The organism is Agreia sp. VKM Ac-1783 (genome assembly GCF_900177765.1).
Classification (GTDB): Bacteria; Actinomycetota; Actinomycetes; order Actinomycetales; family Microbacteriaceae; genus Agreia.
This window is the reverse complement of the sequence record NZ_FXWI01000003.1, coordinates 550,137-572,915: the sequence shown is the minus strand read 5'-3', so window position 1 is coordinate 572,915 and position 22,779 is coordinate 550,137. Positions and strand designations below refer to the sequence as shown.

The 22,779-nt window shown below is 65.8% G+C and carries 24 protein-coding genes and 3 tRNA genes; 6 read left to right on the top strand and 21 right to left on the bottom strand.

Annotated elements, in window-relative coordinates:
* Window positions 1–24 precede the first annotated feature (24 nt).
* A complete protein-coding gene (locus tag CCK87_RS12355; RefSeq protein ID WP_086462036.1) occupies window positions 25–2,553 on the bottom strand; it encodes an ATP-dependent Clp protease ATP-binding subunit in 2,529 nt (842 codons plus the stop codon).
* Between the two features lie 215 nt (window positions 2,554–2,768).
* Between CCK87_RS12355 and CCK87_RS12350 the strand changes: the two genes are divergently transcribed.
* Window positions 2,769–3,662: a glucose 1-dehydrogenase gene (locus tag CCK87_RS12350; RefSeq protein ID WP_086461701.1), complete on the top strand. Its 894-nt coding sequence runs from the start codon at window positions 2,769–2,771 to the stop codon at window positions 3,660–3,662.
* A 67-nt stretch (window positions 3,663–3,729) separates the two neighbouring features.
* Here the strand turns inward: CCK87_RS12350 and CCK87_RS12345 are convergent, their stop codons facing one another.
* Window positions 3,730–4,101, bottom strand: a complete 372-nt coding sequence (locus CCK87_RS12345; protein WP_086461700.1) for a DUF5684 domain-containing protein — start codon at window positions 4,099–4,101, stop codon at window positions 3,730–3,732.
* A 117-nt stretch (window positions 4,102–4,218) separates the two neighbouring features.
* Window positions 4,219–4,743 (bottom strand): DUF6609 family protein, encoded by a 525-nt coding sequence (locus CCK87_RS12340; protein ID WP_086461699.1) that lies wholly within the window; start codon window positions 4,741–4,743, stop codon window positions 4,219–4,221.
* Between the two features lie 76 nt (window positions 4,744–4,819).
* On the opposite strand from CCK87_RS12340, the gene CCK87_RS12335 reads away from it, so the two are divergent.
* A complete protein-coding gene (locus tag CCK87_RS12335; RefSeq protein WP_170927269.1) occupies window positions 4,820–5,830 on the top strand; it encodes a pirin family protein in 1,011 nt (336 codons plus the stop codon).
* 1 nt (window position 5,831) lies between these two features.
* On the opposite strand, the gene cls is transcribed toward CCK87_RS12335, so the two are convergent.
* The 16 genes from cls to tilS form a co-directional block, all read right to left on the bottom strand.
* On the bottom strand, window positions 5,832–7,295 hold the full coding sequence (cls, locus tag CCK87_RS12330; protein ID WP_212638241.1) for a cardiolipin synthase: 1,464 nt from the start codon (window positions 7,293–7,295) through the stop codon (window positions 5,832–5,834).
* Between the two features lie 88 nt (window positions 7,296–7,383).
* Entirely contained in the window at window positions 7,384–7,581 is a 198-nt protein-coding gene (locus tag CCK87_RS12325; RefSeq protein ID WP_086461697.1) for a hypothetical protein, read from the bottom strand.
* A gap of 52 nt (window positions 7,582–7,633) precedes the next feature.
* A complete protein-coding gene (locus tag CCK87_RS18300) occupies window positions 7,634–7,795 on the bottom strand; it encodes a hypothetical protein (protein ID WP_170927268.1) in 162 nt (53 codons plus the stop codon).
* A 10-nt stretch (window positions 7,796–7,805) separates the two neighbouring features.
* A complete protein-coding gene (lysS, locus tag CCK87_RS12320) occupies window positions 7,806–9,317 on the bottom strand; it encodes a lysine--tRNA ligase (RefSeq protein WP_086461696.1) in 1,512 nt (503 codons plus the stop codon).
* A gap of 63 nt (window positions 9,318–9,380) precedes the next feature.
* Window positions 9,381–10,265, bottom strand: a complete 885-nt coding sequence (gene panC / locus CCK87_RS12315; RefSeq protein WP_249273874.1) for a pantoate--beta-alanine ligase — start codon at window positions 10,263–10,265, stop codon at window positions 9,381–9,383.
* A 90-nt stretch (window positions 10,266–10,355) separates the two neighbouring features.
* On the bottom strand, window positions 10,356–11,084 hold the full coding sequence (locus tag CCK87_RS12310; RefSeq protein WP_086461694.1) for a Rossmann-like and DUF2520 domain-containing protein: 729 nt from the start codon (window positions 11,082–11,084) through the stop codon (window positions 10,356–10,358).
* The gene (locus CCK87_RS12305; RefSeq protein WP_086461693.1) at window positions 11,081–12,691 is read right to left on the bottom strand and encodes a PH domain-containing protein; all 1,611 of its coding nucleotides are present in this window, start codon (window positions 12,689–12,691) and stop codon (window positions 11,081–11,083) included. Before CCK87_RS12305 ends, CCK87_RS12310 begins: the two co-directional genes overlap by 4 nt.
* Window positions 12,688–13,236: a PH domain-containing protein gene (locus CCK87_RS12300; RefSeq protein WP_086461692.1), complete on the bottom strand. Its 549-nt coding sequence runs from the start codon at window positions 13,234–13,236 to the stop codon at window positions 12,688–12,690. Before CCK87_RS12300 ends, CCK87_RS12305 begins: the two co-directional genes overlap by 4 nt.
* A 1-nt stretch (window position 13,237) precedes the next feature.
* Complete coding sequence (locus tag CCK87_RS12295; RefSeq protein WP_086461691.1) at window positions 13,238–13,693, bottom strand: DUF3180 domain-containing protein; 456 nt, start codon at window positions 13,691–13,693, stop codon at window positions 13,238–13,240.
* Entirely contained in the window at window positions 13,690–14,211 is a 522-nt protein-coding gene (folK, locus tag CCK87_RS12290) for a 2-amino-4-hydroxy-6-hydroxymethyldihydropteridine diphosphokinase (protein WP_086461690.1), read from the bottom strand. The genes CCK87_RS12295 and folK overlap by 4 nt, the downstream gene beginning before the upstream one ends.
* Window positions 14,208–14,630 carry a dihydroneopterin aldolase gene (gene folB / locus CCK87_RS12285; RefSeq protein ID WP_086461689.1) on the bottom strand — a complete coding sequence of 141 codons (423 nt, stop codon included), beginning with the start codon at window positions 14,628–14,630 and terminating at the stop codon, window positions 14,208–14,210. Before folB ends, folK begins: the two co-directional genes overlap by 4 nt.
* Window positions 14,627–15,535 (bottom strand): dihydropteroate synthase, encoded by a 909-nt coding sequence (gene folP / locus CCK87_RS12280; RefSeq protein ID WP_349289997.1) that lies wholly within the window; start codon window positions 15,533–15,535, stop codon window positions 14,627–14,629. The genes folB and folP overlap by 4 nt, the downstream gene beginning before the upstream one ends.
* 11 nt (window positions 15,536–15,546) lie before the next feature.
* Window positions 15,547–16,122 (bottom strand): GTP cyclohydrolase I, encoded by a 576-nt coding sequence (gene folE, locus CCK87_RS12275; protein ID WP_086461688.1) that lies wholly within the window; start codon window positions 16,120–16,122, stop codon window positions 15,547–15,549.
* Between the two features lie 12 nt (window positions 16,123–16,134).
* Window positions 16,135–18,141 (bottom strand): ATP-dependent zinc metalloprotease FtsH, encoded by a 2,007-nt coding sequence (gene ftsH, locus CCK87_RS12270; RefSeq protein ID WP_086461687.1) that lies wholly within the window; start codon window positions 18,139–18,141, stop codon window positions 16,135–16,137.
* 161 nt (window positions 18,142–18,302) lie between these two features.
* Window positions 18,303–18,854 carry a hypoxanthine phosphoribosyltransferase gene (gene hpt / locus CCK87_RS12265; protein WP_086461686.1) on the bottom strand — a complete coding sequence of 184 codons (552 nt, stop codon included), beginning with the start codon at window positions 18,852–18,854 and terminating at the stop codon, window positions 18,303–18,305.
* Window positions 18,855–18,868: 14 nt separating this feature from the next.
* Entirely contained in the window at window positions 18,869–19,897 is a 1,029-nt protein-coding gene (tilS, locus tag CCK87_RS12260; RefSeq protein ID WP_086461685.1) for a tRNA lysidine(34) synthetase TilS, read from the bottom strand.
* A gap of 47 nt (window positions 19,898–19,944) precedes the next feature.
* Between tilS and ppa the strand changes: the two genes are divergently transcribed.
* On the top strand, window positions 19,945–20,436 hold the full coding sequence (gene ppa, locus CCK87_RS12255) for an inorganic diphosphatase (protein ID WP_055778539.1): 492 nt from the start codon (window positions 19,945–19,947) through the stop codon (window positions 20,434–20,436).
* A 108-nt stretch (window positions 20,437–20,544) separates the two neighbouring features.
* Here ppa and CCK87_RS12250 read toward each other — a convergent pair whose 3' ends face one another.
* A complete protein-coding gene (locus CCK87_RS12250; RefSeq protein ID WP_086461684.1) occupies window positions 20,545–21,864 on the bottom strand; it encodes a M23 family metallopeptidase in 1,320 nt (439 codons plus the stop codon).
* Between the two features lie 220 nt (window positions 21,865–22,084).
* Between CCK87_RS12250 and CCK87_RS12245 the strand changes: the two genes are divergently transcribed.
* The 3 genes from CCK87_RS12245 (at window position 22,085) to CCK87_RS12235 (ending at window position 22,434) form a co-directional block, all read left to right on the top strand.
* Window positions 22,085–22,157 (top strand) — tRNA-Glu (locus tag CCK87_RS12245).
* Window positions 22,158–22,226: 69 nt separating this feature from the next.
* A tRNA-Asp gene (locus CCK87_RS12240) sits at window positions 22,227–22,303 on the top strand.
* Between the two features lie 58 nt (window positions 22,304–22,361).
* Window positions 22,362–22,434 (top strand) — tRNA-Phe (locus CCK87_RS12235).
* 73 nt (window positions 22,435–22,507) lie between these two features.
* Here the strand turns inward: CCK87_RS12235 and CCK87_RS12230 are convergent.
* A complete protein-coding gene (locus CCK87_RS12230) occupies window positions 22,508–22,714 on the bottom strand; it encodes a DUF2188 domain-containing protein (RefSeq protein ID WP_086461683.1) in 207 nt (68 codons plus the stop codon).
* Window positions 22,715–22,779: the final 65 nt, after the last annotated feature.

Below are 22,779 nucleotides of genomic sequence, written 5' to 3'. Positions count from 1 at the left end.
GCATTCGCGTCGGGTGCGGCTCTCTTAGAGGGCGTCGGTTGCGCCGGTGGATGCGGCCGCCGCGGCAGAGGATGCCGCAATCTCACCGGCAGGCGCCAGCTCGTCGTCGACACCGGGACGGCGGCTCGTGGTGAACACGAACTCGTTGCCGATGAAGTCGACGTGCACGTGGTCGCCCGCGTTGAGCTCGCCGTGCAGGATGCGCTCGGAGAGGCGGTCTTCGACCTCGTTCTGAATGGCGCGACGCAGTGGACGCGCACCCAGGGTGGGATCGAAGCCGACCTCGATGAGGCGCTCCTTGGCGCTCTGCGTGAGCTCGATCGACAGATCGCGGTCGAGCAGGCGGTCACGCAGACGCTTGATGAAGAGGTCGACGATCTGCAGCAGTTCGCTCTTCGACAGCTGCGGGAACACGATCGTGTCGTCGACGCGGTTCAGGAACTCGGGCTTGAAGTGACGCTTCAGCTCCTCGTTCACCTTCGCCTTCATACGCTCGTACGTGGTCTCGACGTTGCTGTCGCTCTGGAATCCGATGGGCGCTCCGGAGATGCCCTTCGTGCCGAGGTTCGTCGTCATGATGATGACGGTGTTCTTGAAGTCGACGACGCGACCCTGCCCATCTGTCAGACGGCCCTCTTCGAGAATCTGGAGGAGGGAGTTGAAGATGTCGGGGTGAGCCTTCTCGATCTCGTCGAACAGCACCACGCTGAACGGCTTGCGGCGCACCTTCTCGGTGAGCTGGCCACCCTCTTCGAAGCCGACGAATCCGGGAGGAGCACCGAACAGTCGCGAGACCGTGTGCTTCTCGCCGTACTCGGACATGTCGAGGGAGATCAGTGCGTCTTCGTCGTCGAACAGGAACTCGGCGAGGGCCTTGGCGAGCTCCGTCTTACCGACACCCGTGGGGCCGGCGAAGATGAACGAACCGGAGGGGCGCTTCGGGTCTTTCAGACCGGCGCGAGTGCGGCGGATCGTGCGGGAGAGAGCCTCGATGGCCTGCTCCTGGCCGATGACGCGCTGGTGCAGCGCACGCTCCATGAAGACGAGTCGCGAAGACTCCTCTTCGGTGAGCTTGAAGACGGGAATACCGGTGGCCTGGGCCAGCACCTCGGCGATGAGACCCTCATCGACGATGCCGGATGTCTTGACGTCGCCCGACTTCCACTGCTTCTCGAGGCGCAGACGCTCGCCGAGGAGGTTCTTCTCCTCGTCGCGCAGGCTCGCCGCCTTCTCGAAGTCCTGGTCTTCGATCGCGGCCTCTTTCTGGCCACGCACTCCCGCGATGCGCTCGTCGAACTCGCGCAGCTCCGGGGGTGCCGACAGGATCGAGAGGCGCAGGCGGGCGCCGGCCTCATCGATCAGGTCGATCGCCTTGTCGGGCAGGAAGCGGTCGGCCACGTAGCGATCGGCGAGGTTGGCGGCCGAGACGATGGCGCCGTCGGTGATCGAGACCTTGTGGAACGCCTCGTACTTGTCGCGGAGGCCCTTCAGGATGTTGATCGTGTGGGCCAGCGAAGGCTCGGCGACCTGAATGGGCTGGAAGCGACGCTCGAGGGCGGCATCTTTCTCGAAGTGCTTGCGGTACTCGTCGAGCGTGGTCGCACCGATGGTCTGCAGCTCGCCGCGAGCCAGCAGCGGCTTGAGGATCGACGCGGCGTCGATGGCGCCCTCTGCTGCTCCAGCTCCGACCAGCGTGTGGATCTCGTCGATGAAGACGATGATGTCGCCGCGGGTGCGGATCTCCTTCGTGACCTTCTTGAGGCGCTCTTCGAAGTCTCCGCGGTAGCGGCTTCCGGCGATGAGCGAACCGAGGTCGAGCGAGTAGAGCTGCTTGTCTTTCAAGGTCTCGGGAACATCGCCCTTGACGATGGCCTGGGCGAGGCCCTCGACCACGGCAGTCTTGCCGACGCCGGGCTCACCGATCAAGACGGGGTTGTTCTTCGATCGGCGCGACAGGATCTGCATGACCCGCTCGATCTCTTTCTCGCGCCCGATCACCGGGTCGAGCTTGTTGTCGCGGGCGGCCTGGGTGAGGTTGCGACCGAACTGGTCGAGAACCTGCGAACCCTTGTCGGGAGTGGCGTCGTTTCCGCCAACGGCGACCTGCTCCTTGCCCTGGTAACCAGAGAGGAGCTGGATGACCTGCTGGCGCACCCGGTTGAGGTCGGCGCCCAGCTTGACGAGGACCTGGGCTGCGACGCCCTCACCCTCGCGGATGAGCCCGAGCAGGATGTGCTCGGTGCCGATGTAGTTGTGACCCAGCTGCAGGGCCTCGCGCAGCGAGAGCTCGAGCACCTTCTTGGCACGCGGGGTGAACGGGATGTGGCCGGTCGGCTGCTGCTGGCCTTGACCGATGATGTCTTGAACCTGCTCGCGAACCGCATCGAGCGAGATATTGAGCGACTCGAGTGCCTTTGCGGCTACGCCCTCTCCCTCGTGGATGAGTCCGAGCAGGATGTGCTCGGTGCCGATGTAGTTGTGGTTGAGCATCTTGGCCTCTTCTTGGGCCAAAACGACGACGCGGCGAGCTCGGTCGGTAAATCTCTCAAACATGTCTGTCTCCTTGAACACCAGGGCAGGGATGGCGCTCGATGTACTGATGCTAATCAGCGCCGGGAGCGAATACTGCTCTGTTCGCCCTAGGCGTGACGGCCGCGGGTTCGTGAAGCAGACGTTCGCACGCCCTCCGTGGGTCGGAGTGAAACACGCGTAGGACGTGTGGCGCAACCACCCCCGGGCGCACACCCCCTGGTGCCTAGCCTGGAGTAATGACTGATCAGTACACACTCCAGGACCCCACGAAGATGTACGCCGACATCGACACCGAAGCGCAGTATCAGGAAGGCTCGGGCCTCGACGCGAAGCTCGAGGACAAGGCCGACCACGGCGAGAAGACCTACCGCGGAACGGGCCGCCTCTCGGGTCGCAAAGCACTCGTCACCGGAGGAGACTCCGGCATCGGAGCCGCCGTCGCCATCGCCTATGCCAGAGAGGGCGCCGACGTGGCGATCTCGTACCTGCCCGAGGAGGAGGAGGATGCGAAGCGCATCGTCGCCCTCATCGAGGAGGCGGGCCGCACGGCCATCAGCATTCCGGGCGACATCGTCGACCCGGCCTTCTGCCGTGACCTCGTCGCCCGTGCGGTCGACGGGCTCGGTGGTCTCGACATCCTCGTGAACAACGCCGGAAAGCAGCAGTTCCGCGAGACGCTCGACGAGGTGTCAGACGAGCAGTTCGACGAGACGTTCAAGACGAATGTCTACGCCATGTTCTGGATCACGAAGGCGGCACTGCCCCACCTGAAGCCGGGCTCTGCCATCATCAACACCTCGTCGATCCAGGCCTACTCGCCCAGCGAGATGCTCGTGGACTACGCGACCACCAAGGCATCCATCAACACCTTCTCGAAGGGGCTGGCCCAGCAACTTGCCCCGAAGGGCATCCGGGTCAACATCGTCGCTCCAGGCCCCATCTGGACTCCCCTGCAGACGGCCGGCGGACAGCCGACCGAGAAGCTGCCGAGCGTCGGAGAGCAGACGCCCCTCGGTCGATGGGGGCAGCCGGCCGAACTGGCTCCGGCGTATGTGTTCCTCGCCTCGAACGAGTCCAGCTATGTCGTCGGCGAGACGCTGCACGTGAACGGCGGCATGCCGACGCCATAGCGTCGAGGCTCGCCGGTCTCGGCAGGCTCAGGAGACGATCGCCGTCTCGTGAGCCTGCCGACGCGAATCAGTAGGTGTTCGTCGAGCCCGAGTACTGCGCCTTGCCGAAGCCGATGATCGGATAGCCGATGAAGCCGAGCAGGAACAGGAGGAAGAAGCCGAAGACCCCGCTCTTGCCGAAACGCTTGGCGACATCGAGGGACACGATGATGTGGATCACGAAGTTGACGATCGGGATGAAGAACAGGATGGTCCACCACCCCGGACGTCCGGCGGTCTTCACCAGGGTGTAGATGTTGAAGATCGGAATGATGGCGGCCCATCCCGGGCGCCCCGCCTTCACGAACGTGGCCCAGAGTCCGACGATCGCGATGACGCCGATGACGATGCTGAGTATCGTGCTGACCGGATCGGGCTGATATTCGTACGAGTAGTCCATGTTGTCCCCCCAGAGGATCGTTCCCGGATGCCGCGCGAATCCCCCGGCGGCGCCCCCAGATTAGCAGCGCGACGTGACGATGGCTCGACTAATCGATGACGTTGTCGCGGTCAGAGCTCACGCGTAGCTGACGGCGATCATGGTCGTTCCGGCCCCCATTTTGAGCACCCCGTCGATCGCCCAGAAGATGCGGAACGGAATCCGGGTGCTGCGCAGGCCGACCAGCGCGTTCGCCATACACACCAGGCCGAGGGCTCCGCAGATCACACCATGGCTCGCGGTCAAGACGAGAAAGTGCGCGCCGACCACGAACAGCATCCACATCCAGAAGGATCGCGAGTCGCGGTCGGGGTTTCTCTCCACCACGAGGTTCACGAGATACCCCTCGACGACGACGGCCAGACCGAGCACCGCCCACTGCCACCACTCCGGGTATCCGATGCCGGCGAAGATGATCTTCATGGCGCCTCCGACCGCCATGACGACGATTCCGAGGGCGGCACCGGCGATGAGAGCGACGATGCGGAACCGACGCGATCGGCCGAAAGCTCCGAGGAGAATTCCGAGGCCGATCGACACCAGGAAGCCACCCCCTCCCCGAACGAGAGGGAAGAGTTCCGGGCTATTGGTGAGGAAGTCCATGCCCCATGCTGACAGAGGAGTTTCGAGACGGCCACTGTTCGATGCGCCTGCATCGACGGACGCCTAGGCTTCACACGTGAGCAATCTCGAGAAGCACCCGCACGAGCTCCTCATCGGAGATGACGACGAGGTGCTCGGCGTGGAGCCGCAGCTCGTCACGATCCTCGCACCCCGCGAGGTGCCACTCGGCGGCCCCCGTGCCATGACCGTGCACCGGACCCTCCCGAGTCGAGAGCGGAGCATGATCGGCGCCTGGTGCTTCGTCGACCATTACGGCCCCACCGACGTGCGCGCGAGCGCGGGCATGGTGGTGCCACCCCATCCCCACACGGGCCTGCAGACCGTGAGCTGGCTGTTCGACGGCGAGATCGAGCATCGCGACAGTGTCGGCAGCCACGCCTTCATCCGGCCTACCGAGCTTCATCTGATGACGGCCGGTCGCGGCATCAGCCATTCCGAGGTGTCGACCGATAACACCACTCTTCTGCACGGCGTGCAGCTCTGGCTGGCCCTCCCTGACGCGTCGAGACACGTCGCGCCCTTCTTCGAGAGCCACGACGCCGTCGTCACCGACCTCGACGGAGCCCGCATCGCCGTGTTCTTCGGCACCGTGGCCGGCGTCACCGCTCAGGCCACGACCTTCTCCCGCATCGTCGCGGCACAGCTCGACATTCCGCGGCACACCCGCGTCACGCTTCCGGTCGATCCTCTCGACGAGCACGGGGTCCTGGTCGACACCGGCTCCGTGACCATCGACGGCACGCACGTCGCCCGAACCGAGCTCGCCTTCGTCGAGACCGGCGCATCCGGCCTGACCATCGAGACGGGCGACGACGACGCGCGGCTCCTTCTGATCGGCGGCGAGCCCTTCGGCGAGCAGATCGTGATGTGGTGGAACTTCGTCGGGCGCACCCACGAGGAGATCGTGGCCTACCGCACGGCCTGGCAGGCCGAGGCGATCGGCGAAGGCGAACCGGATGCGCAGAGCCCGCGCTTCACCAGCACGCACGGCGACCACGGCTATACGGGCTCCCCGCTGCCGGCGCCCGAGTTGCCCACGGTGCGGCTGCTGCCGCGTCGTCGCTGAGCTACTGAAGGGCGCTGGTGAGCCTGGCCAGGTTGTCGAGAATCGTCGAGCGGAGCGGCTGCGTGAGCCAGTCGTCGAGGGTGAGTTCGCGGCTGACCTTTCTGTAGCCGTCTTCGATCTCGCGCATCTCTGAGACGAACGAGCGGCCGCGAACCATGAGCGAGACCTCCATGTTCAAGCTAAACGACCGCATGTCCATGTTGCTCGACCCGATGACAGCCACGTCGTCGTCGATCGTGAAGTGCTTGGCGTGCAGAATGTATGGCGCTTGGTACATGTAGATGCGCACTCCGGCGCGAAGGAGAGCCTCGTAGTACGAGCGCTGGGCGTGATAAACGAGGCCCTGATCGCCGATCTCCGACACGAACAGTTCGACCTCGACGCCCCGCTGAGTCGCTGTGGTGATGGCGTAGAGCATCGCTTCGTCGGGAACGAAATACGGGCTCGTGACGATGATTCGGTTCTGCGCGTAGTAGAGCAGTGCCAAAAAGAGCCTGAGATTGTTCTCACCCTCGAATCCCGGGCCGGAAGGCACGACCTGGCAGTCGAGGGAGTCGGGTGCTTCCTCGACCACGTCGGGAGTGATCGGGTCGGTCTCGCGCATCAGCAGCTCGTTGGTCTCGCTGTACCAGTCGGTAATGAAGATGGCGTTGAGGCCGGCCACGATGGGGCCGTCGAGGCGCGTCATGAGGTCTTGCCATTGCAGGCCACGACGGATGTTGCCCCGCTTGTTGTAGCTGCGGTCGATCATGTTCTGCGACCCCATGTAGCCGATCTTTCCGTCGATGATCAGCAGCTTGCGGTGGTTGCGCAGGTCGGGGCGCTGGTACTTGCCGCGCAGAGGCTGCACCGGCAGCATGAACGACCACTGCACTCCGAGCTCGGTGAGCTTCTTGGTGGTTCTGCGGTGGTGCGGCGATCTGATGGATGCGATGTGGTCGAGCAGCACGCGCACGGTCACGCCGCGCTTCACGGCGGCTCCCAGAGCCTCGAAGAACGCCTCCGATGCGGTGTCGTACGACATGATGTAGAACTCGACGTGAACGTAGCGCCGAGCCTTGCCCACATCGGCGGCCATCGCCGCGATCGAGCGCGAGTAGTCGCCGATGAGGCTGGCGTTGTTGCCGCCGACGAGCGGCATGGCACCGAGATTGCGGTTGAGCTCGACCACCGACTCGAGCCACGGCGGCCAGGCGTGATTCTTGGTGACGAGGTCGATGCCCTCGGTCGTCTCCAGAATGAACTGGTTGATCGCCTGCTGCTTGTCACGCCTCTTCTTGGGCAGTTTGTAGCTGCCGATCAGCAGGAAGGTGAGCACGCCGATATAGGGCAGGAAGAAGATCGCCATGAGCCAGGCGACGGCCGTAGCCGGGCGTCGGTTGCGGGGAACGACGATGATCGCGGTGACGCGCACGAGGAAATCGATGAGCACGGCGAAGATGAGAACCCAGCCCGCGGCATTGATTCCAAACACGGAGAGCTCCCCTCGACTACGGCCCCGACGATAACCGTAGCGTGTCGGAACGACCCCGAGGAGACGGCGAACGCGTGGTTCAGTTGCGGGGCGTAGGGGTGTGGATCGGGGCAGCGCTCGACTCAGCGAGCTTGGCGCGCTCTTCTGCTTCGATCTTCGAGAAAGCGCGGCGCTCGTGCTTGTCGGCGCGAAGAATCACGAACATGACCAGCCAGAAGACGAGTCCGACGAGCACAGTGGGGGCGAGGGCGCCCAGCCCGGCGAGAATGTCTTCCATGGTCTGCGAGTTTAGCAGTCGATGCCGGTGAGACGCCCGGCAGCTCGACCGCTCAGCTGCCCTTGGTGATGATTCCGTAGACGCCGGTGCCGATGAGATAGAGCGCGACAGCGGTCACGACGATCCACACGAACAGCCTGGAATTGCTGACTCGACCGTCTTTCTTCTTGCCGTCGTCATCGAGAGGATTCTTGTTTCCGCCAAAGAAGCTCATGATTCCGACCTTACTTGACCAGGGGAAAGAGGATGGTCTCGCGGATGCCGAGGCCGGTCAGGGCCATCAGAAGTCGATCGATGCCCATTCCCAGTCCGCCCGAGGGCGGCATGCCGAATTCGAGCGCGCGCAGAAACTCCTCGTCGAGGCGCATGGCCTCGACATCTCCTGCGGCGCCCTGGCGCGCTTGCTCGATGAAGCGCTCGCGCTGGATGACGGGGTCGACGAGCTCGGAATAGGCAGTCGCCAACTCGAACCCACGGATGTAGAGATCCCACTTCTCGACAACGCCGGGGATGGAACGGTGAGCGCGGGTGAGCGGACTGGTCTCGACCGGGAAGTCCATGACGAACGTGGGCCTCGTGAGCCCACCCTTGACGAAGTGCTCCCAGAGCTCTTCGACGAGCTTGCCGTGATTGGGCAGGTGCACCTCGACGCCCTCGCGGTCGGCGAGCGCCTGCAGGTCTCTGACGGAGGTCTCGGGCGTGATCTCGATTCCGGCCGCATCCGACAGCGAGCCGTACATGCTGATGCGATCCCACTCGCCGCCCAGATCGTACTCGGTGCCGTCTGCCCACGTCACGACGTGCGAACCGGCGACGGCGAGCGCCGCGTTCTGGATGAGGGTCTGCGTGAGTTCGGCCATGGTGTTGTAGTCGCCGTATGCCTCGTACGACTCGAGCATGGCGAACTCGGGCGAGTGCGTGGAGTCTGCGCCCTCGTTGCGGAAGTTGCGGTTGATCTCGAAGACGCGGTCTATGCCGCCGACGACAGCGCGCTTGAGAAAGAGCTCGGGCGCGATACGCAAGAACAGCTCGGTGTCGAAAGCGTTGCTGTGCGTGGCGAACGGCCTCGCCGAGGCGCCTCCGTGCATGGTCTGCAGCATCGGGGTCTCGACCTCGATGTAGTCGCGCTCGGCGAACGTCTGGCGAAGGGAGGCGACGGCCTTGGCCCTCGTGCGCACGACCTCGCGCGCCTGGTCGCGAACGATCAGGTCGAGGTAGCGGCTGCGCACGCGGGTCTCTTCGCTGAGCTCGGAGTGCAGGTTGGGCAACGGCAACAGAGCCTTCGAGGCGATCTTCCACTCGGCGACCATGATCGAGAGTTCGCCGCGGCGACTCGAGATGACCTCGCCGGAGACGAAGACGTGGTCTCCCAGGTCGACCAGCTCTTTCCACTCGGCCAGCGACTCGTCGCCGACCTGCGCGAGCGACACCATGGCCTGGATCCGGCTGCCATCCCCGGCCTGCAGCGAGGCGAAGCAGAGCTTGCCGGTGTTGCGGGCGAAGACGACGCGGCCCGCGACGCCGACGATGTCGCCGGTCGTATCGTCGGCAACGAGATCGCCGTACTTTTCGCGCAGAGCGGGGATCGTCGTCGTGACGGGCACCGACACGGGGTAGGCCTCGGCCCCGGATGCGATGAGCCGGTCGCGCTTGGCCAAGCGCACGAGCTTCTGTTCCGCGACCTCGGCCCGCTGCTCGTCGTCGGTCAGCTCGTGGTCGTTGGGTGCGTCACTCATGCGGGCGAATCTCTCCTCGGTTCGCACACGAGTTTACCGGGTGCGCTCTACTCTCCCCGGCGGTCAGCCCAGGTAGATGGTCTCGTTGTCGATCAGCCGTGTGGAGCCGACGCGCGCCGCGACGAGCACGACGGCCCTGCCCCGATAGTCGTCGTCGACCGGGAGAAAAGTGCCGGGGTCGACGACTGCGAGATAGTCGACCTGCACGAGGGGTTCGCCCATGGCAACGGACTGAGCTGCCGCGATCACCGTGTCGATTCCTCGATCGGCGGCCGATTCGGCGGCCTCGAGCATGTGCGAGAGCACGAGGGATGCGCGGCGCTCTTTCTCGTCGAGAAAGCGATTGCGACTCGACAGCGCTAGACCGTCGTTCTCGCGCACGGTATCGACGACCTCGAGTGCGGTGGCGAAGTTGAGGTCGGCGATCATGCGCCCCACGAGGAACGCCTGCTGCGCGTCTTTGCGGCCGAAGAAGACCGCGTCGGGCGCCACGATGTTGAGCAGCTTCGACACCACGGTGAGCACGCCATCGAAGTGACCGGCGCGGCTTCTGCCCTCGAGCGTCGACCCCGCTCGACCGGCGGTGACCGTGGTCTGCGTCGGGCCGTTCGGGTACATCTCGTCGACCGACGGCGCGAACACGATGATCGATCGATCGCCCTCTCGCGCCGAGCCATCGAGGATCGAGCGGTCGGACTGCAGATCACGCGGGTAGCGCTGCAGATCTTCGGAGGCAGAGAACTGGGTGGGGTTGACGAAGATCGACACCACCACGATGTGGCCTCGCTCGCGGGCCTTTTCGACGAGAGCGAGATGGCCGTCGTGCAGAGCGCCCATGGTGGGAACGAGAGAGACCGTCGGAGAGGCGACGCCTTCGGCGATGAGCGCCTTCTTCGCGTCGCTGATCAGGGTGCGAACGCCCGCGATCGAATCGGCTACTTCGGTCACTGGGGACTCCTTAATCGTGACGACGGGCGCAGGTTCCGCTCGCCGCCACCCTCGATGCTAGTGCCTGTGCGAGACCGGTGATCCCGCTGCTCAGCCACCGATCGAGTCGAAGTGGGCTCCTATGTCGTCGCCGCGCGCGCGGTGCAGCGCGTTCTCGACGGCCGACCGCACGAGGGGGCCGAGGACGAGTCCGGGAGCGGGAACGCCGATGCCCGACAGCAGGCTGGTCGCCTGATCGACGATGGCGCTCGAGAAGGTCGTCGCCGTCTCGATCGCCTCCGCGTAGGCCTCGCGGTCGTTCTCTGCCACCACCACCGGTTCGCCGCCCATCTCGACGACCAGGGCCTGGCCGATCGGAAGGACGGGGCCGGGCGCGGTGACGGCGAACCAGGTGCCGACAAGCCGCGCGATGTCGACGCTCGACCCGGTGAATTGCATGGCCGGGTGCACCGCGAGCGGAATCGCGCCTTGGGCGAGTGCCGGGGTGAGTACGCCGACGCCGAGCCCGGGAGCGGTGTGCATGACGAGTTGGCCCGCCTGCCAACTGCCCGTGTCGGCGAGCCCCTGCACCAGCGTCGCAAGCTCCGACTGAGGAACCGCGAGAATGACCAACTCGCTGCGTTCGATGAGCTGCGGAATCTCGAGGATCGGCACTCCCGGAAGGATGGCATCGGCCCGCTCGCGGCTCTCCTCGGAGATCGCCGCGACGCCCACGAGCGCGTGCCCCGCTCCGGCGAGCGCAGCGCCCAAGATGGGGCCGACGCGCCCGGCGCCGACGATGCCGATTCCGAGCCGTCCGCTTCGTTGTGCAGGGTTCACCGATCGTCCTCCGGTCGTTGCTGGTGCGAATCCGCTGAGCGCGTGCCGCCCGACGACGCACCCATCGGTCGGCGCGAGCTGTCTTCCAGAGCTCCGGCCGTCGTCGCCGCGCGGCTGATGGCGTCGAACGCGCTGATGGAGCCGGCCCTGTCGAGCACCGACAGGGTGGCAGAGACCGGCCCGGCCACGGTGTCGAGGGTCAGGGAGCAGAGGTCGAGGGCGCGAGCAAGTGGTCCCTGCTCGATGCGAATACTCTGGATGCGTGCCGCCGGCACCGCGACGAGTTGTCGCCACACGAGGCCCTTGCGCAGCAGAACGGCGTCGCCCGCCAAGGCGTAGCCGGTGCGCCGCCACGAGAACGGACGTAGCCACCGGCCGCGGCGCGGTGCGGGGACGAAGTCGACAGCGAAGCCCGGCGTGGCGCCGGACGACACCATCCCCGCCAGGATCAGATGCCGAGTGTCGGCACTCGCAAGCCCCGGAAGGAGCAGACCGAGCACCTTGTCGACGTCGGAGCGGGTGCCGACGGGAAGCATCGTCGTCGCCGGCTGGCTGCCCGATCCACTGGAGGCGTGGCCCGCCCTGTTGATACGGATCGCCCACCAGTCGAAGGGCCGCCAGAGAAGCGGTTGGTAGACCTCGATCGCGTGGATCCGTCCGGGTGGCAGGGTGTCGTTCGACGTGGTCAGAAGTCCGTAGCCGACGCGAACACCATCGGGCGTCGCCGCGATGGAGAACCGCAGTGAGCGCGTCACCTTGCGCGCGTAGTACCCCACACCACCGAGGAATGTCGGCACCAACAGGAAGAAGAAACCGATCTCCCGGCCCGAGGCCGTGACGATGACGAGCACGATGGCGATGATGAGAACGACGAGCGTTCCTCCGCTGGCGAGCAACGATCCGGCCAGTCGAAGCGGAGAGATGCGCACGACGGACTCCGGCGGAGCCGCCTGGGGGTCCAGTTCAGGGGCCAGCAACTCGGTCACCCGGCGGCCGATGATCGAGTCCGGGCCGACGGCATCCGGAACCCCCGCCGCGCCGCTCGGCGTCACGAGCGGAGCGACGCCCTCTTCTGCCCGTCGCGCCGAAGCGAGCAGAAGGATGTCGTGCCGCAGGCGGTCGACGTCGCTGCCGCGCAGATAGGCCAACTGCACCTTCGCGTCCTGCCCCGCGACGCTCAGTTCGAGCCGGGCCGCTCCGAACAGGCGCGCGATGAACGGACGCGTGATGGCTATGCCCTGAATGCGATCGAGCCGAGCCTGGCGGTGGGTGCGGAACAGGATGCCGCTGCGCACCTCGACCGCCTCGTCGTTGATGCGGTAGGTGTGCATGCGCCACGACAGATAGAAGGCCACGACGCCCAGAGCGAGGCCGCCGATCACGATCGCGATCGCCCAGCCGAGGTGGCCCCGACGATTGAGTTCATCGAACAGATCGCCGCTCTCGGGGCCGCCGACGAACATCTCGATGAGTCGTTCGCGCACGTTCGCGAGCACGAAACCGATCACCGCGATGAGGGCGATGCCTCCCTTGAGGAGCGGAGTCGCCGGATGCAGGCGCAGCCAGTCGCCGCCCCCCGGCAACGGTGGAGTGACGGGCTCGGTCACAGCCCCGCCCGGCGCGTCTCGGCAAGCGATACGAGCGCATCGCGCAGCGAGTCGGCATCGGCGTCGGGGAGCCCCGGGATCGTGACACCGGTGGCAGCCGCAGCCGTCACGAAACGCAGCTCGGCGAGACCGAGGAAGCGGGCGACCGGTCCCCTGTTGATATCGATGAGCTGCATTCGGCCATAGGGCACCGAGACGACGCGGTGGAACATGATGCCACGGCGAAAGAGCAGGTCATCGTCGCGAAGCTGATAGCCGATCGAACGCACCCGCCGCGGCGCGACGACGAACATTACGAGCGTGACGACGACAGCTACGCCCACCGCGATCCATCCGAGCGGCTCGGCAAACCACTTCGTGAGCGCGAACACGAGAGTCGCGCCGATCGCCACGACGCCGAAGAGGGCGACGCCGACGAGTTCGACGCCGATGTACTTGGCGCTCACGCGCCGCCACTCCCCGCCGATCACAACGCGCTTCGTCGTGGGCGAGGAGCCGAAGGAGTCCTTTGCGTCTGCACCGGCGGCGTTCGTAGGGTCGGACATGTCAGGTCTCCGGGGTGAAGTCGTCGGGCGGCAGCGCACAGAGCTGTTCGGCGACCAGACCGGCCACGAGCAGCACCACCCCGCCGGCCGCGCTGGCGATAGAGAGCCAGAGCGACGAGACCTCCGGAACGATCGCGCGCGAGAGGACATAGATCGTGCATCCGAGCCCGAAGCCCGCCACAAGACTGCCGACGAGGCTCGACGCCTTGGCGAGCACCACCACGCGCATCGCCCTGAACGGGTTGATCTCCCGCCGAACCGGCCCGCGGATGGCTCGGTAGACGGGAATAGCGAAGGCGAGTACGAGCGCCCCGGCGGCCGCGAGAGTGATCGGCAGGGTGACCGGTGGAACGAGGATCGGCCTGCCGCCGGACGCGAGGCCGATCTGCAGGAGGAAACCGACGATGGCGCCTGCCAGCGCGAGAGCGATCACGGGGAACGGGGTGGTGCGCTTCACATCGACTCCGATCGGGTTCGGCGGGCCGTGTCGTCGGTCGACGCGAGCAGCAGGTCGACCCTGCCACGGCCGGGGATCGTCGCATCCGCGTCGAGCTCGAGCCACGGGGCGAGCACGAAGTCGCGCTGCCAGGCCCGCGGGTGCGGCAGGGTGAGAGTCTCGTCGTCGAGTTCGAGCGATCCATAGGTGATGACGTCGATGTCGAGTGTGCGGTCGCCCCAACGCTCTTCGCGCACTCGGCCGTGCCTCAGTTCGATCTCGTTGAGAGCGGCGAGCAACGCGTGCGGCGCGAGCGTGGTCTCGATGATCGCCGCCGCGTTGAGATAGGCGGGGGCGTCTGGATCGATGCCGTGCAGCTTCACGGCCACCGTCTCGTACAGGCTGGACTCCCCGATCATCACGACACCGGGCAGCATCGAGATCTCGGCCATGGCGTCGTTGATCGTCTCTCCGCGATTGCCGAGATTGCTGCCGAAAGCCAGGACGGCGCGGGTGCCCGCCGGCTCGTACGTGCTCATCGTGCGGCCTCGGTGGTCGCGGCACCGAGACGACCGCGGGGGCGAACGATCGTGATCGAGACATCGGCGAAAGGAACGGGGATGGGTGCGTCGGGCTTGTGCACAGTGACCCTCACTCGTCGGGCGACCGGATGCGCGAGAACGAGGGACGCGATGCGCTCGGCGAGCGTCTCGATCAGGTCCACCGGCTCCGAAGCCGCTGCCTCGGACACCTCGACGGCCAGCTCGCCGTAGTGCAGGGTCTGTGCCAGGTCGTCGCCCTCTGCCGCTGGCACGGTGTCGAGCCACACGGTGAGGTCGAGGAGGAACGTCTGGCCGTCGGCACGCTCGAAGTCGAAGACGCCATGATGCGCGAAGACCTCGAGGCCCGTCAGGGTGAGGGTGTCGAGGTCGTCGACCGGCACGATGTCGTGGGTCATGATCGAGCACCCCTTCGCCACGCGTCTGCTACGTCGAGGGCGGCTCGCGTCTCGGCCACGTTGTGCACGCGCACAGCCCAGGCGCCCTGCGAGGCCGCGATCGCGGCAAGGACGGCCGACGGCGCATCCCGTGCATCCGGAGCAGCACCCTCGGCGACGAGAGGCGCGAGGAATCCCTTGCGCGATGCCGCGACGAGCACGGGCAACCCGAGCGCCGCGAGCTCGCCGTAGTGGCCCAGCAGCGCCCAATTGTGCTCGGCATTCTTCGAGAAGCCGATGCCCGGGTCGACGATGATCTTGGCCGGGTCGACCCCGCGCACGATGAGTTCTGCAACCCGGTATTCCAGTTCGCGACGCACGTCGGAGACCACATCTGTGTAGCTCGCCTTGGCGGCCATCTCGGCGCTGTGACCTCGCCAGTGCATCACGACGAAGGGCAGGCCCGTCTCGATCGCAACGCGGGTCATGTCGGGATCTGCGAGTCCCCCGGAGACGTCGTTGATGACGGCCGCTCCCGCGTGCGCCGCTGCTAGGGCGGTCGCCGCGTTCATCGTGTCGACGCTCACCGCGATGCCGCCGCGCGCGAGCTCGCGTACCAGTGGCAGCACCCGGCGCTGTTCTTCGGCCACGGGCACCCTCTCAGCCCCGGGTCGAGTGGACTCGCCGCCGATGTCGATGAGGTCTGCACCCTGCGCCGTGAGTTCAGCAGCATGCTCGAGAGCCGCGTCGAGCGTGTCGAACCGCCCGCCGTCGCTGAACGAATCGGGCGTCACGTTGAGAATGCCCATGATGAGCGTGCGCTCGCCGGTAAGCGGCACGCCGCGCACCGCCATCGACGACCGGATGCGGCGGCGAACGGATGCGGGTCGGTCGCTACTGTGGGCATGCGGCTCGGCTGCGCTCACGTCGCTCGTTCTCACGTCGTGGCTCCGATCAGACTCATCAGCTCCGCACGCTCGGCGGGCTGCGACAGCGTACCGCGACTCGACACGGTCACGGTCGAACTGCGCGTCTGCCGTGGCCCTCGTGTTCTGACGCAGTCGTGCTGAGCGTCGAGAACGACGAGTACACCGCGGGCGGCGACGCCGTCCTCGATCACCGCTGCGATCTCGTCTCCGAGCCGCTCCTGCAATTGAGGTCGTGATGCGAGGGTGTCGACGACAGACGCGATGCGCCCGAGGCCGATCAGTCGATCCGACGGAACGTATCCCACGTGGGCGACCCCGACGAATGGCAGCAGGTGGTGCTCGCACACCGAGCGGAATTCGATATCGCGCACGAGCACGGGCTCGGCCGCGGCGCCCTCGGGGGCTGCGAACGTGTCGCCGAGCATCGATGCGGCGTCGACGCTCAGACCCGAGAAGAACTCTTCGTAGGCGTCGGCTACGCGGGCCGGAGTCCGGTCGAGGCCGACGCGCGACGGATCCTCACCGATAGCGATGAGGATCTCGTGCACGGCCGCCTCGACACGAGCCCGGTCGAATGCTGTCACGCGCTCGGTGAGCTACGCGGTTGCGGGACGGGGCGGAGCCTGCGGCGAGCGCTTGGGCTTCTGCTCCGGCTCGGACTGGATTCCTCCGTCGACGGCACCGGCATCGACCGGAGCCTTCGGGGTGGGGAACGCCACCGGGGGCAGCTGGGAGACCGGGCGCTTGTCACTCGACAACCACTGCGGGCGGGGCGTGAGCTTCTTGACGTCTTTGAAGATCACCGCGAGTTGCTCGTGATCGAGAGTCTCGTGCTCGAGGAGCTCGAGGGCCAGGCGATCGAGGATGTCGCGGTTCTCGTTGAGAACGCCCCAGGCCTCGTCGTGAGCCGCCTCGATGAGCTGGCGCACCTCCTCATCGACCTTCTCGGCGATGCGATCGGAGTAGTCACGCTCGTGTCCCATGTTGCGGCCGAGGAACATCTCGCCGGACGCGGCGCCCAGCTTGACGGCGCCGATGTCGGATGACATACCGAACTCGGTGACCATCTTGCGAGCCGTGGCGGTGGCCTTCTCGATGTCGTTCGACGCACCGGTCGTGGGGTCGTGGAACACGACCTCCTCGGCGACGCGGCCTCCCATTGCATAGGCCAGCTGGTCGAGCAGTTCGTTGCGCGAGACCGAGTAGCGGTCTTCGAGCGGCAGAACCATCGTGTAGCCGAGAGCACGACCGCGAGGAAGGATCGTGATCTTCGTGACCGGGTCGGTGTTGTTCATGGCCGTGGCCACCAGAGCGTGACCGCCCTCGTGGTAGGCCGTGACCAGTTTCTCGTGGTCGCGCATGATGCGGGTGCGGCGCTGCGGGCCGGCGATGACGCGGTCGATGGCCTCGTCGAGGGCGCGGTTGTCGATCAACTGGGCGTTGGAGCGAGCGGTGAGCAGCGCGGCTTCGTTGAGCACGTTGGCCAGGTCGGCACCGGTGAAGCCGGGCGTCTTGCGAGCGACGACCTCGAGGTCGACACCGGCCGCGAGCGGCTTGCCCTTGCCGTGCACTTCAAGGATCTTCTTGCGGCCCTGCAGGTCGGGAGCGTCGACGCCGATCTGGCGGTCGAAGCGGCCCGGGCGCAGCAGCGCGGGGTCGAGGATGTCGGGGCGGTTCGTCGCCGCGATCAAGATGACGTTCGTCTTGACGTCGAAGCCGTCCATCTCGACGAGCAGCTGGTTGAGCGTCTGCTCGCGCTCGTCGTGGCCGCCGCCCATTCCGGCGCCGCGGTGGCGACCGACGGCGTCGATCTCGTCGATGAAGATGATGGCGGGCGAGTTCTCTTTGGCCTGCTGGAACAGGTCGCGCACACGACTCGCACCGACGCCGACGAACATCTCGACGAAGTCGGAACCCGAGATGGAATAGAACGGAACGCCGGCCTCGCCTGCGACAGCGCGGGCGAGCAGCGTCTTACCTGTTCCGGGAGGGCCGTAGAGCAGAACGCCCTTGGGGATGCGGGCACCGACGGCGAGGAACTTGGCCGGCTCCTTCAGGAAGTCTTTGATCTCTTCGAGCTCTTCGAGCGCCTCGTCGCTGCCGGCGACATCGTCGAACGTGACCTTCGGCGACTCCTTGGAGACGAGCTTGGCCTTCGACTTGCCGAACTGCATGACCTTCGAGCCGCCGCCTTGCATGCCCGAGAGCATGAGCCAGAAGAAGGCTCCGATGAGCAGCACGGGAAGAAGGATGCCGATGAGAGACAGGAACCAGTTGGTCTGCGGGACCTCGTCGTTGTAGCCCTTGGCTGGCGCGGCGTCGTTGACGGCATTGATGACCTCTTCGCCGCGCGGCGCGACGTAGTAGAACTGCACCTGCGTGCCGTAATCCTTGTCGGCCTTCGCGAGCGTGAGGTCGACTCGCTGCTCACCATCGATGATCGTGGCCGAATTGACCTTGCCGTCTTTCAGCAGCTGCAGGCCCTCCTGCGTGTCGATCTGCTTGAAGCCACCACCCGTGATGAGGCTGAAGCCGATCCAGAGCGCGATGGCGCCGAGCAGGATGTACGGAATGGGAGATCGGACGATCTTTTTAGCGTTCATGTCTCTTCATCATGTCGAGAGGGAGTCTTGCTCGAGAGCAATTGAGATAGTGGCAAGGGTATCTGTGCCTGGCTGCACACGGACTGCATGTTCCCCGTGGGCGTAACGAGGCGTCCGCTCTGATCGAGTAGGCCGCCCGCGGCCGTATCGAGATCGAGCGATCAGGAGTACACGTGCGGCGCGAGCACCGCGACGTCGCGCAGATTCCGATAGCGCTCCGCGTAGTCGAGTCCATATCCGACGACGAAGTCGTTCGGGATCTCGAAGCCGACGTAGCGCACGTCGACCTCGACCTTCGCGGCCTCTGGTTTGCGGAAGAGCGCGCAGATCTCGACGCTCTGCGCACCACGCGTGCGCAGGTTCGCCAGCAGCCACGACAGAGTCAGGCCCGAGTCGATGATGTCTTCGACGATGAGCACCTTGCGTCCCGAGAGGTCGCTGTCGAGATCTTTCAGGATGCGCACGACACCGGAGGACTGCGTGCCCGCGCCATAGGAGCTGACGGCCATCCAGTCCATGTTCAACGGAAGCGTGAGCTCCCGAGCGAGGTCGGCCATGACCATCACGGCGCCTTTCAGCACACCGACGAGAAGCAGATCTTCGCCTTCGTAGTCGGCCTCGATGCTGCGGGCGAGCTGCGCGATGCGCTCGTGGATCTCGGCCTCGGTGTAGAGCACGCTGGTGAGGTCGTCGGCGATGTCACTCGAAAGCACGGGGCTCCTTCACATTAAATGTCTGACGCCGCCTGGAACACGAGATTCCCGGCGACCCTGACAACTCTAATGCCGGGCAGGTCGACACCCTTCTGCCCGTGCCAATCGGTCACGAGGGCGGCGGCGGCAAGGGTCTGCCCACGGCTGAGGCTCACACCGAACTCGCTCAGCACCACGTGGCGGATGATGCGGTTGCGGAGTGCGGCCGGATTCGCCGCAAGAGCTCCCACCGAGATGGCGATCCCCGCTTCGGCGTGCTCCACGATCTCCTCTATCGTCTCCTGAGCCATGTGATCGAGGGCGTCGCCGTCTTCGCGCAACTGCTCCGCAGTGCGGGCCAGTGCCTCGGCCATGCCCGGTCCGAGTTCTCTCTCGAGAATCGGCAGCACCGACTGCCGCACCCTCACGCGAGAGAAAGAGGTGTCGACGTTGTGGGGGTCGAGCCACGGCTCCAGTCCCGCGTCGGCGCAGGCCGCGACGGTGGTCGAACGCCGGATGCCGAGCAGCGGCCGCACGAAGACCCCCGAGACGGGCGCCATGCCGTGCAGGCTGGATGCGCCGGCACCGCGCGCCAGCCCGAGGAGCACGGTCTCGGCCTGGTCGTCGAGAGTGTGGCCGAGCAGAACCGCGACCGACGATGTCTCGCGACGCACCGCATCCAGGGCCGCGTACCGGGCGTCGCGAGCAGCAGCCTCGGGCCCGCCCGAGCCCGGGCCGGCATCCACCTGCACGAGCCGCACCAGCACAGGATCGAGGCCCAAGTCGAGTGCCTGTCCGGCGGCTCTGGCGGCCACCACGGCGGACTCGTGTTGCAGACCGTGATCGACGATCACCGCTCCCGCACGCATTCCCCGGCGGGGAGCCTCGAATGCGGTCGCCGCCGCGAGGGCCAACGAATCCGGCCCGCCGCTGAGCGCGACGAGCACCAGCGGGGCGTCATCGGATGCGGGCAACGCCTCGAGCGACTCGCGCACCGCCCGCCGCACGTCGGCGATCGCCGGGGTCAGTCGGGGGCGACGTTCGGATGGAGTCTCGGGGGGCATCCAGTAACGTTATTGCAGTTCACGACCCACGAAGGAGAACCGCCGGCATGGCTGCTTACGACGCGATCATCGAGATTCCCAAGGGAAGCCACAACAAGTACGAAGTCGACCACGAGACCGGACGGGTCTTTCTCGACCGCGTGCTGTTCACCTCGTTCGTCTACCCCACCGACTACGGCTTCTTCGAGAACACCCTGGGCCTCGACGGCGACCCCGTCGACGTGCTGGTACTGCTCGAGTACCCGCTCTTCCCGGGCGTCGGCGTCTCGGTTCGCCCCGTCGCCGTGTTCAACATGACCGACGACGGCGGTTCCGACGCCAAGGTCATCGCCGTTCCCGCGAAAGACCCGCGCTGGGCCCACATCCAGGACATCGACGACATCCCCGAGTCGACCCGCAAGGAGATCGAGCACTTCTTCGAGCACTACAAAGACCTCGAGCCCGGCAAGTGGGTCAAGACCGAGGGCTGGCAGAACGCCGCCGCGGCCGAGCAGATCGTGCTCGACGGCATCGAGAAGCTCAAGGTCGAGGGCCACTAGCACTCGACGACAAAGGCCCCTCGGTGGGCTCAGGGAACGTCTCCGTTCTCCGAGCTCGTCGGGGGGCCTTTCTTGTGGGGCTTTTGCGGGCCTTCGTCGTGGGTACGACTAGCCGAAGTAGACGCCGCGGTCGGCCATGTACGGGCGCGGGTTGATGGCGCCCCCTCCGACACGCACCTCGAAGTGCACGTGGCAACCCGTGGAGTTGCCCGTTGTTCCCGCGTAGGCGATCAGGTCGCCGGCGGCCACGAACTCCCCACGAGACACGGCGAGCGAGGTGTTGTGGCCGTATCCGGTCGAGACGCCGCCACCGTGACTGATCTCGACGAAGTTGCCGTAGCCGCCGTTGTAGCCGGCGAGTGTGACCTGGCCCGCGGCCGCGGCGTACACGGGCGCGCCGCAGGTTCCGCTGTTGTAGTTGAGGTCGAGCCCCGCGTGCAGCGTGTAGTTGCCGCTCACCGGGTTGACGCGCATGCCGTACTCGTCGGTCGAGTACGACCCGGGGAAGGGGCTGGCCCAGCCGCTCGAGACGGGGCCGGGACCGCTGCTGCTGCCTCCTCCGCCGCCTCCACCGGATGCTGCTTCAGCTGCCGCTCGTTCGGCCGCCGCAACGCGCTCGGCTTCTTTGCGCGCTTCCTCGGCGACGCGTCGAGCTTCGACACCCGCGTTGTAGTCGGCTTCCGTCGCCTGTCTGTTCTGGGTGAGGACCGCGAGCTGGGCCTCGAGCTGGACCTCGTAGGTCTGCTGCGCGGCGAGCGACTCTTCGAGCGACTTCTGCGCGGCGATCGCCTCGTTGCGAGCCGTTTCGGCGGCCTCGGCCAGCGACTTCAGCGCATCGCGGGCCACGACCGCCTGGTCTGTCAGCGACTGCGCGGTGTTCTTGTCTTGCTCGGCCGTGGCGTAGAGCTTGGACGCTGACCCGGTGAGCTGACTCATGGCACCCAGCTGGTAGAGCAGACCGTCTGCCTCGCTCGATTCGCTGGTAAAGAGGTTGACCGACAGTCCGTTGCCGCCCGACTTGGCCATCAGCGCGGCGAGCTGGCCCGCCTGCTTGATCGATGCATCCGCCGAGGCCTTGGCGGAGGCAGCCTGAGAGTCGAGCTCGTCAGCCTTGAACGCGGCCGTGTCGTACTTGGTCTGAGCCTGCTGGTACTCGGTTCCGCGCTGGATCGAGAGCGACTGGGCCGCCGCGGTCGCGTCTCGAAGCGAGGCGATCAGATCTTGGATCTTCTGGATCTCGCTCTGTTTGGTCGATTCGTTGGCCTGCGCGGCCTGCACGTCTTCCCACGTGGGATAGTCGTCGGCGTAGGCCGGAGCGGCGAGTACACATCCCGTGGCGACGAGAGAGAACGTGACGGCGATCGAGCCGAGAAGGTGGCGAAGGCTCCAGGGGCCGCGGTGTCGACGTCGACTTTTCGTGGCGTTCACAATTCCCCCGGGCGGTGATGATGAGCAAGTTTTGTCACTTGAGTAACACGAGTAACAGGCACAACTCTAACAACAGAGCGTTCGGCCTCACTGAGATCATTGCTCGTCAGCGGCGCAATTCCCGGTTCATTCCGCGTCGAGTCGCATCTCGAGGCTGCTTCGACGGGCCGAATTGGCGAGAGCGAGAAGTGTGTGGCATACTCGTTGAGTTGTCACCAACGGCCCTATCGTTTAGAGGCCTAGGACACCGCCCTTTCACGGCGGCAGCACGGGTTCGAATCCCGTTGGGGTCACATTGGTAACAGCACGAAGAACGCAGCACAACCACGACAACTTAACAAGCAGTTCAGATTCACCAGTATGGCCCTGTAGCGCAGTTGGTTAGCGCGCCGCCCTGTCACGGCGGAGGTCGCGGGTTCAAGTCCCGTCAGGGTCGCCAAGGCGACAAGCCCAACCGAGAGGAAGGGCTTTTTGTCTGTGAGCGACTTCGGTCACTCGCCTCTGTAGCTCAGTTGGTAGAGCGTTCGACTGAAAATCGAAAGGTCACCGGATCGACGCCGGTCGGAGGCACTGTCCCATCCCGCGGCTTCTACGCGAGGTGGGACTTTTTTTGTACCCCCGACCGGTCTCTGCAGCTGATCGGCTAGTCGCCGTACGCGGTGCGTTCGTCGAGTTCACCATCCTCGTTGTAAGCGGCGTGGTCTCGGCGCAGACGGCGTGCCTGCTCACGTCCTTCATCGATTGCGTCAGCCTTCGATCGATACGGTCCGGTAGCTCCCTTCTCTCCGTCGATCCGGTTGTACCAGGCACCACCCTCGTGGAATGTCTCGACGTCTCCTGTGGGCATCATTCCTCCTTCGTTTGGTCCCTACTTTCGCCTGTCTTGGCGCGAGCACGCTAGTACTTATGACGAGC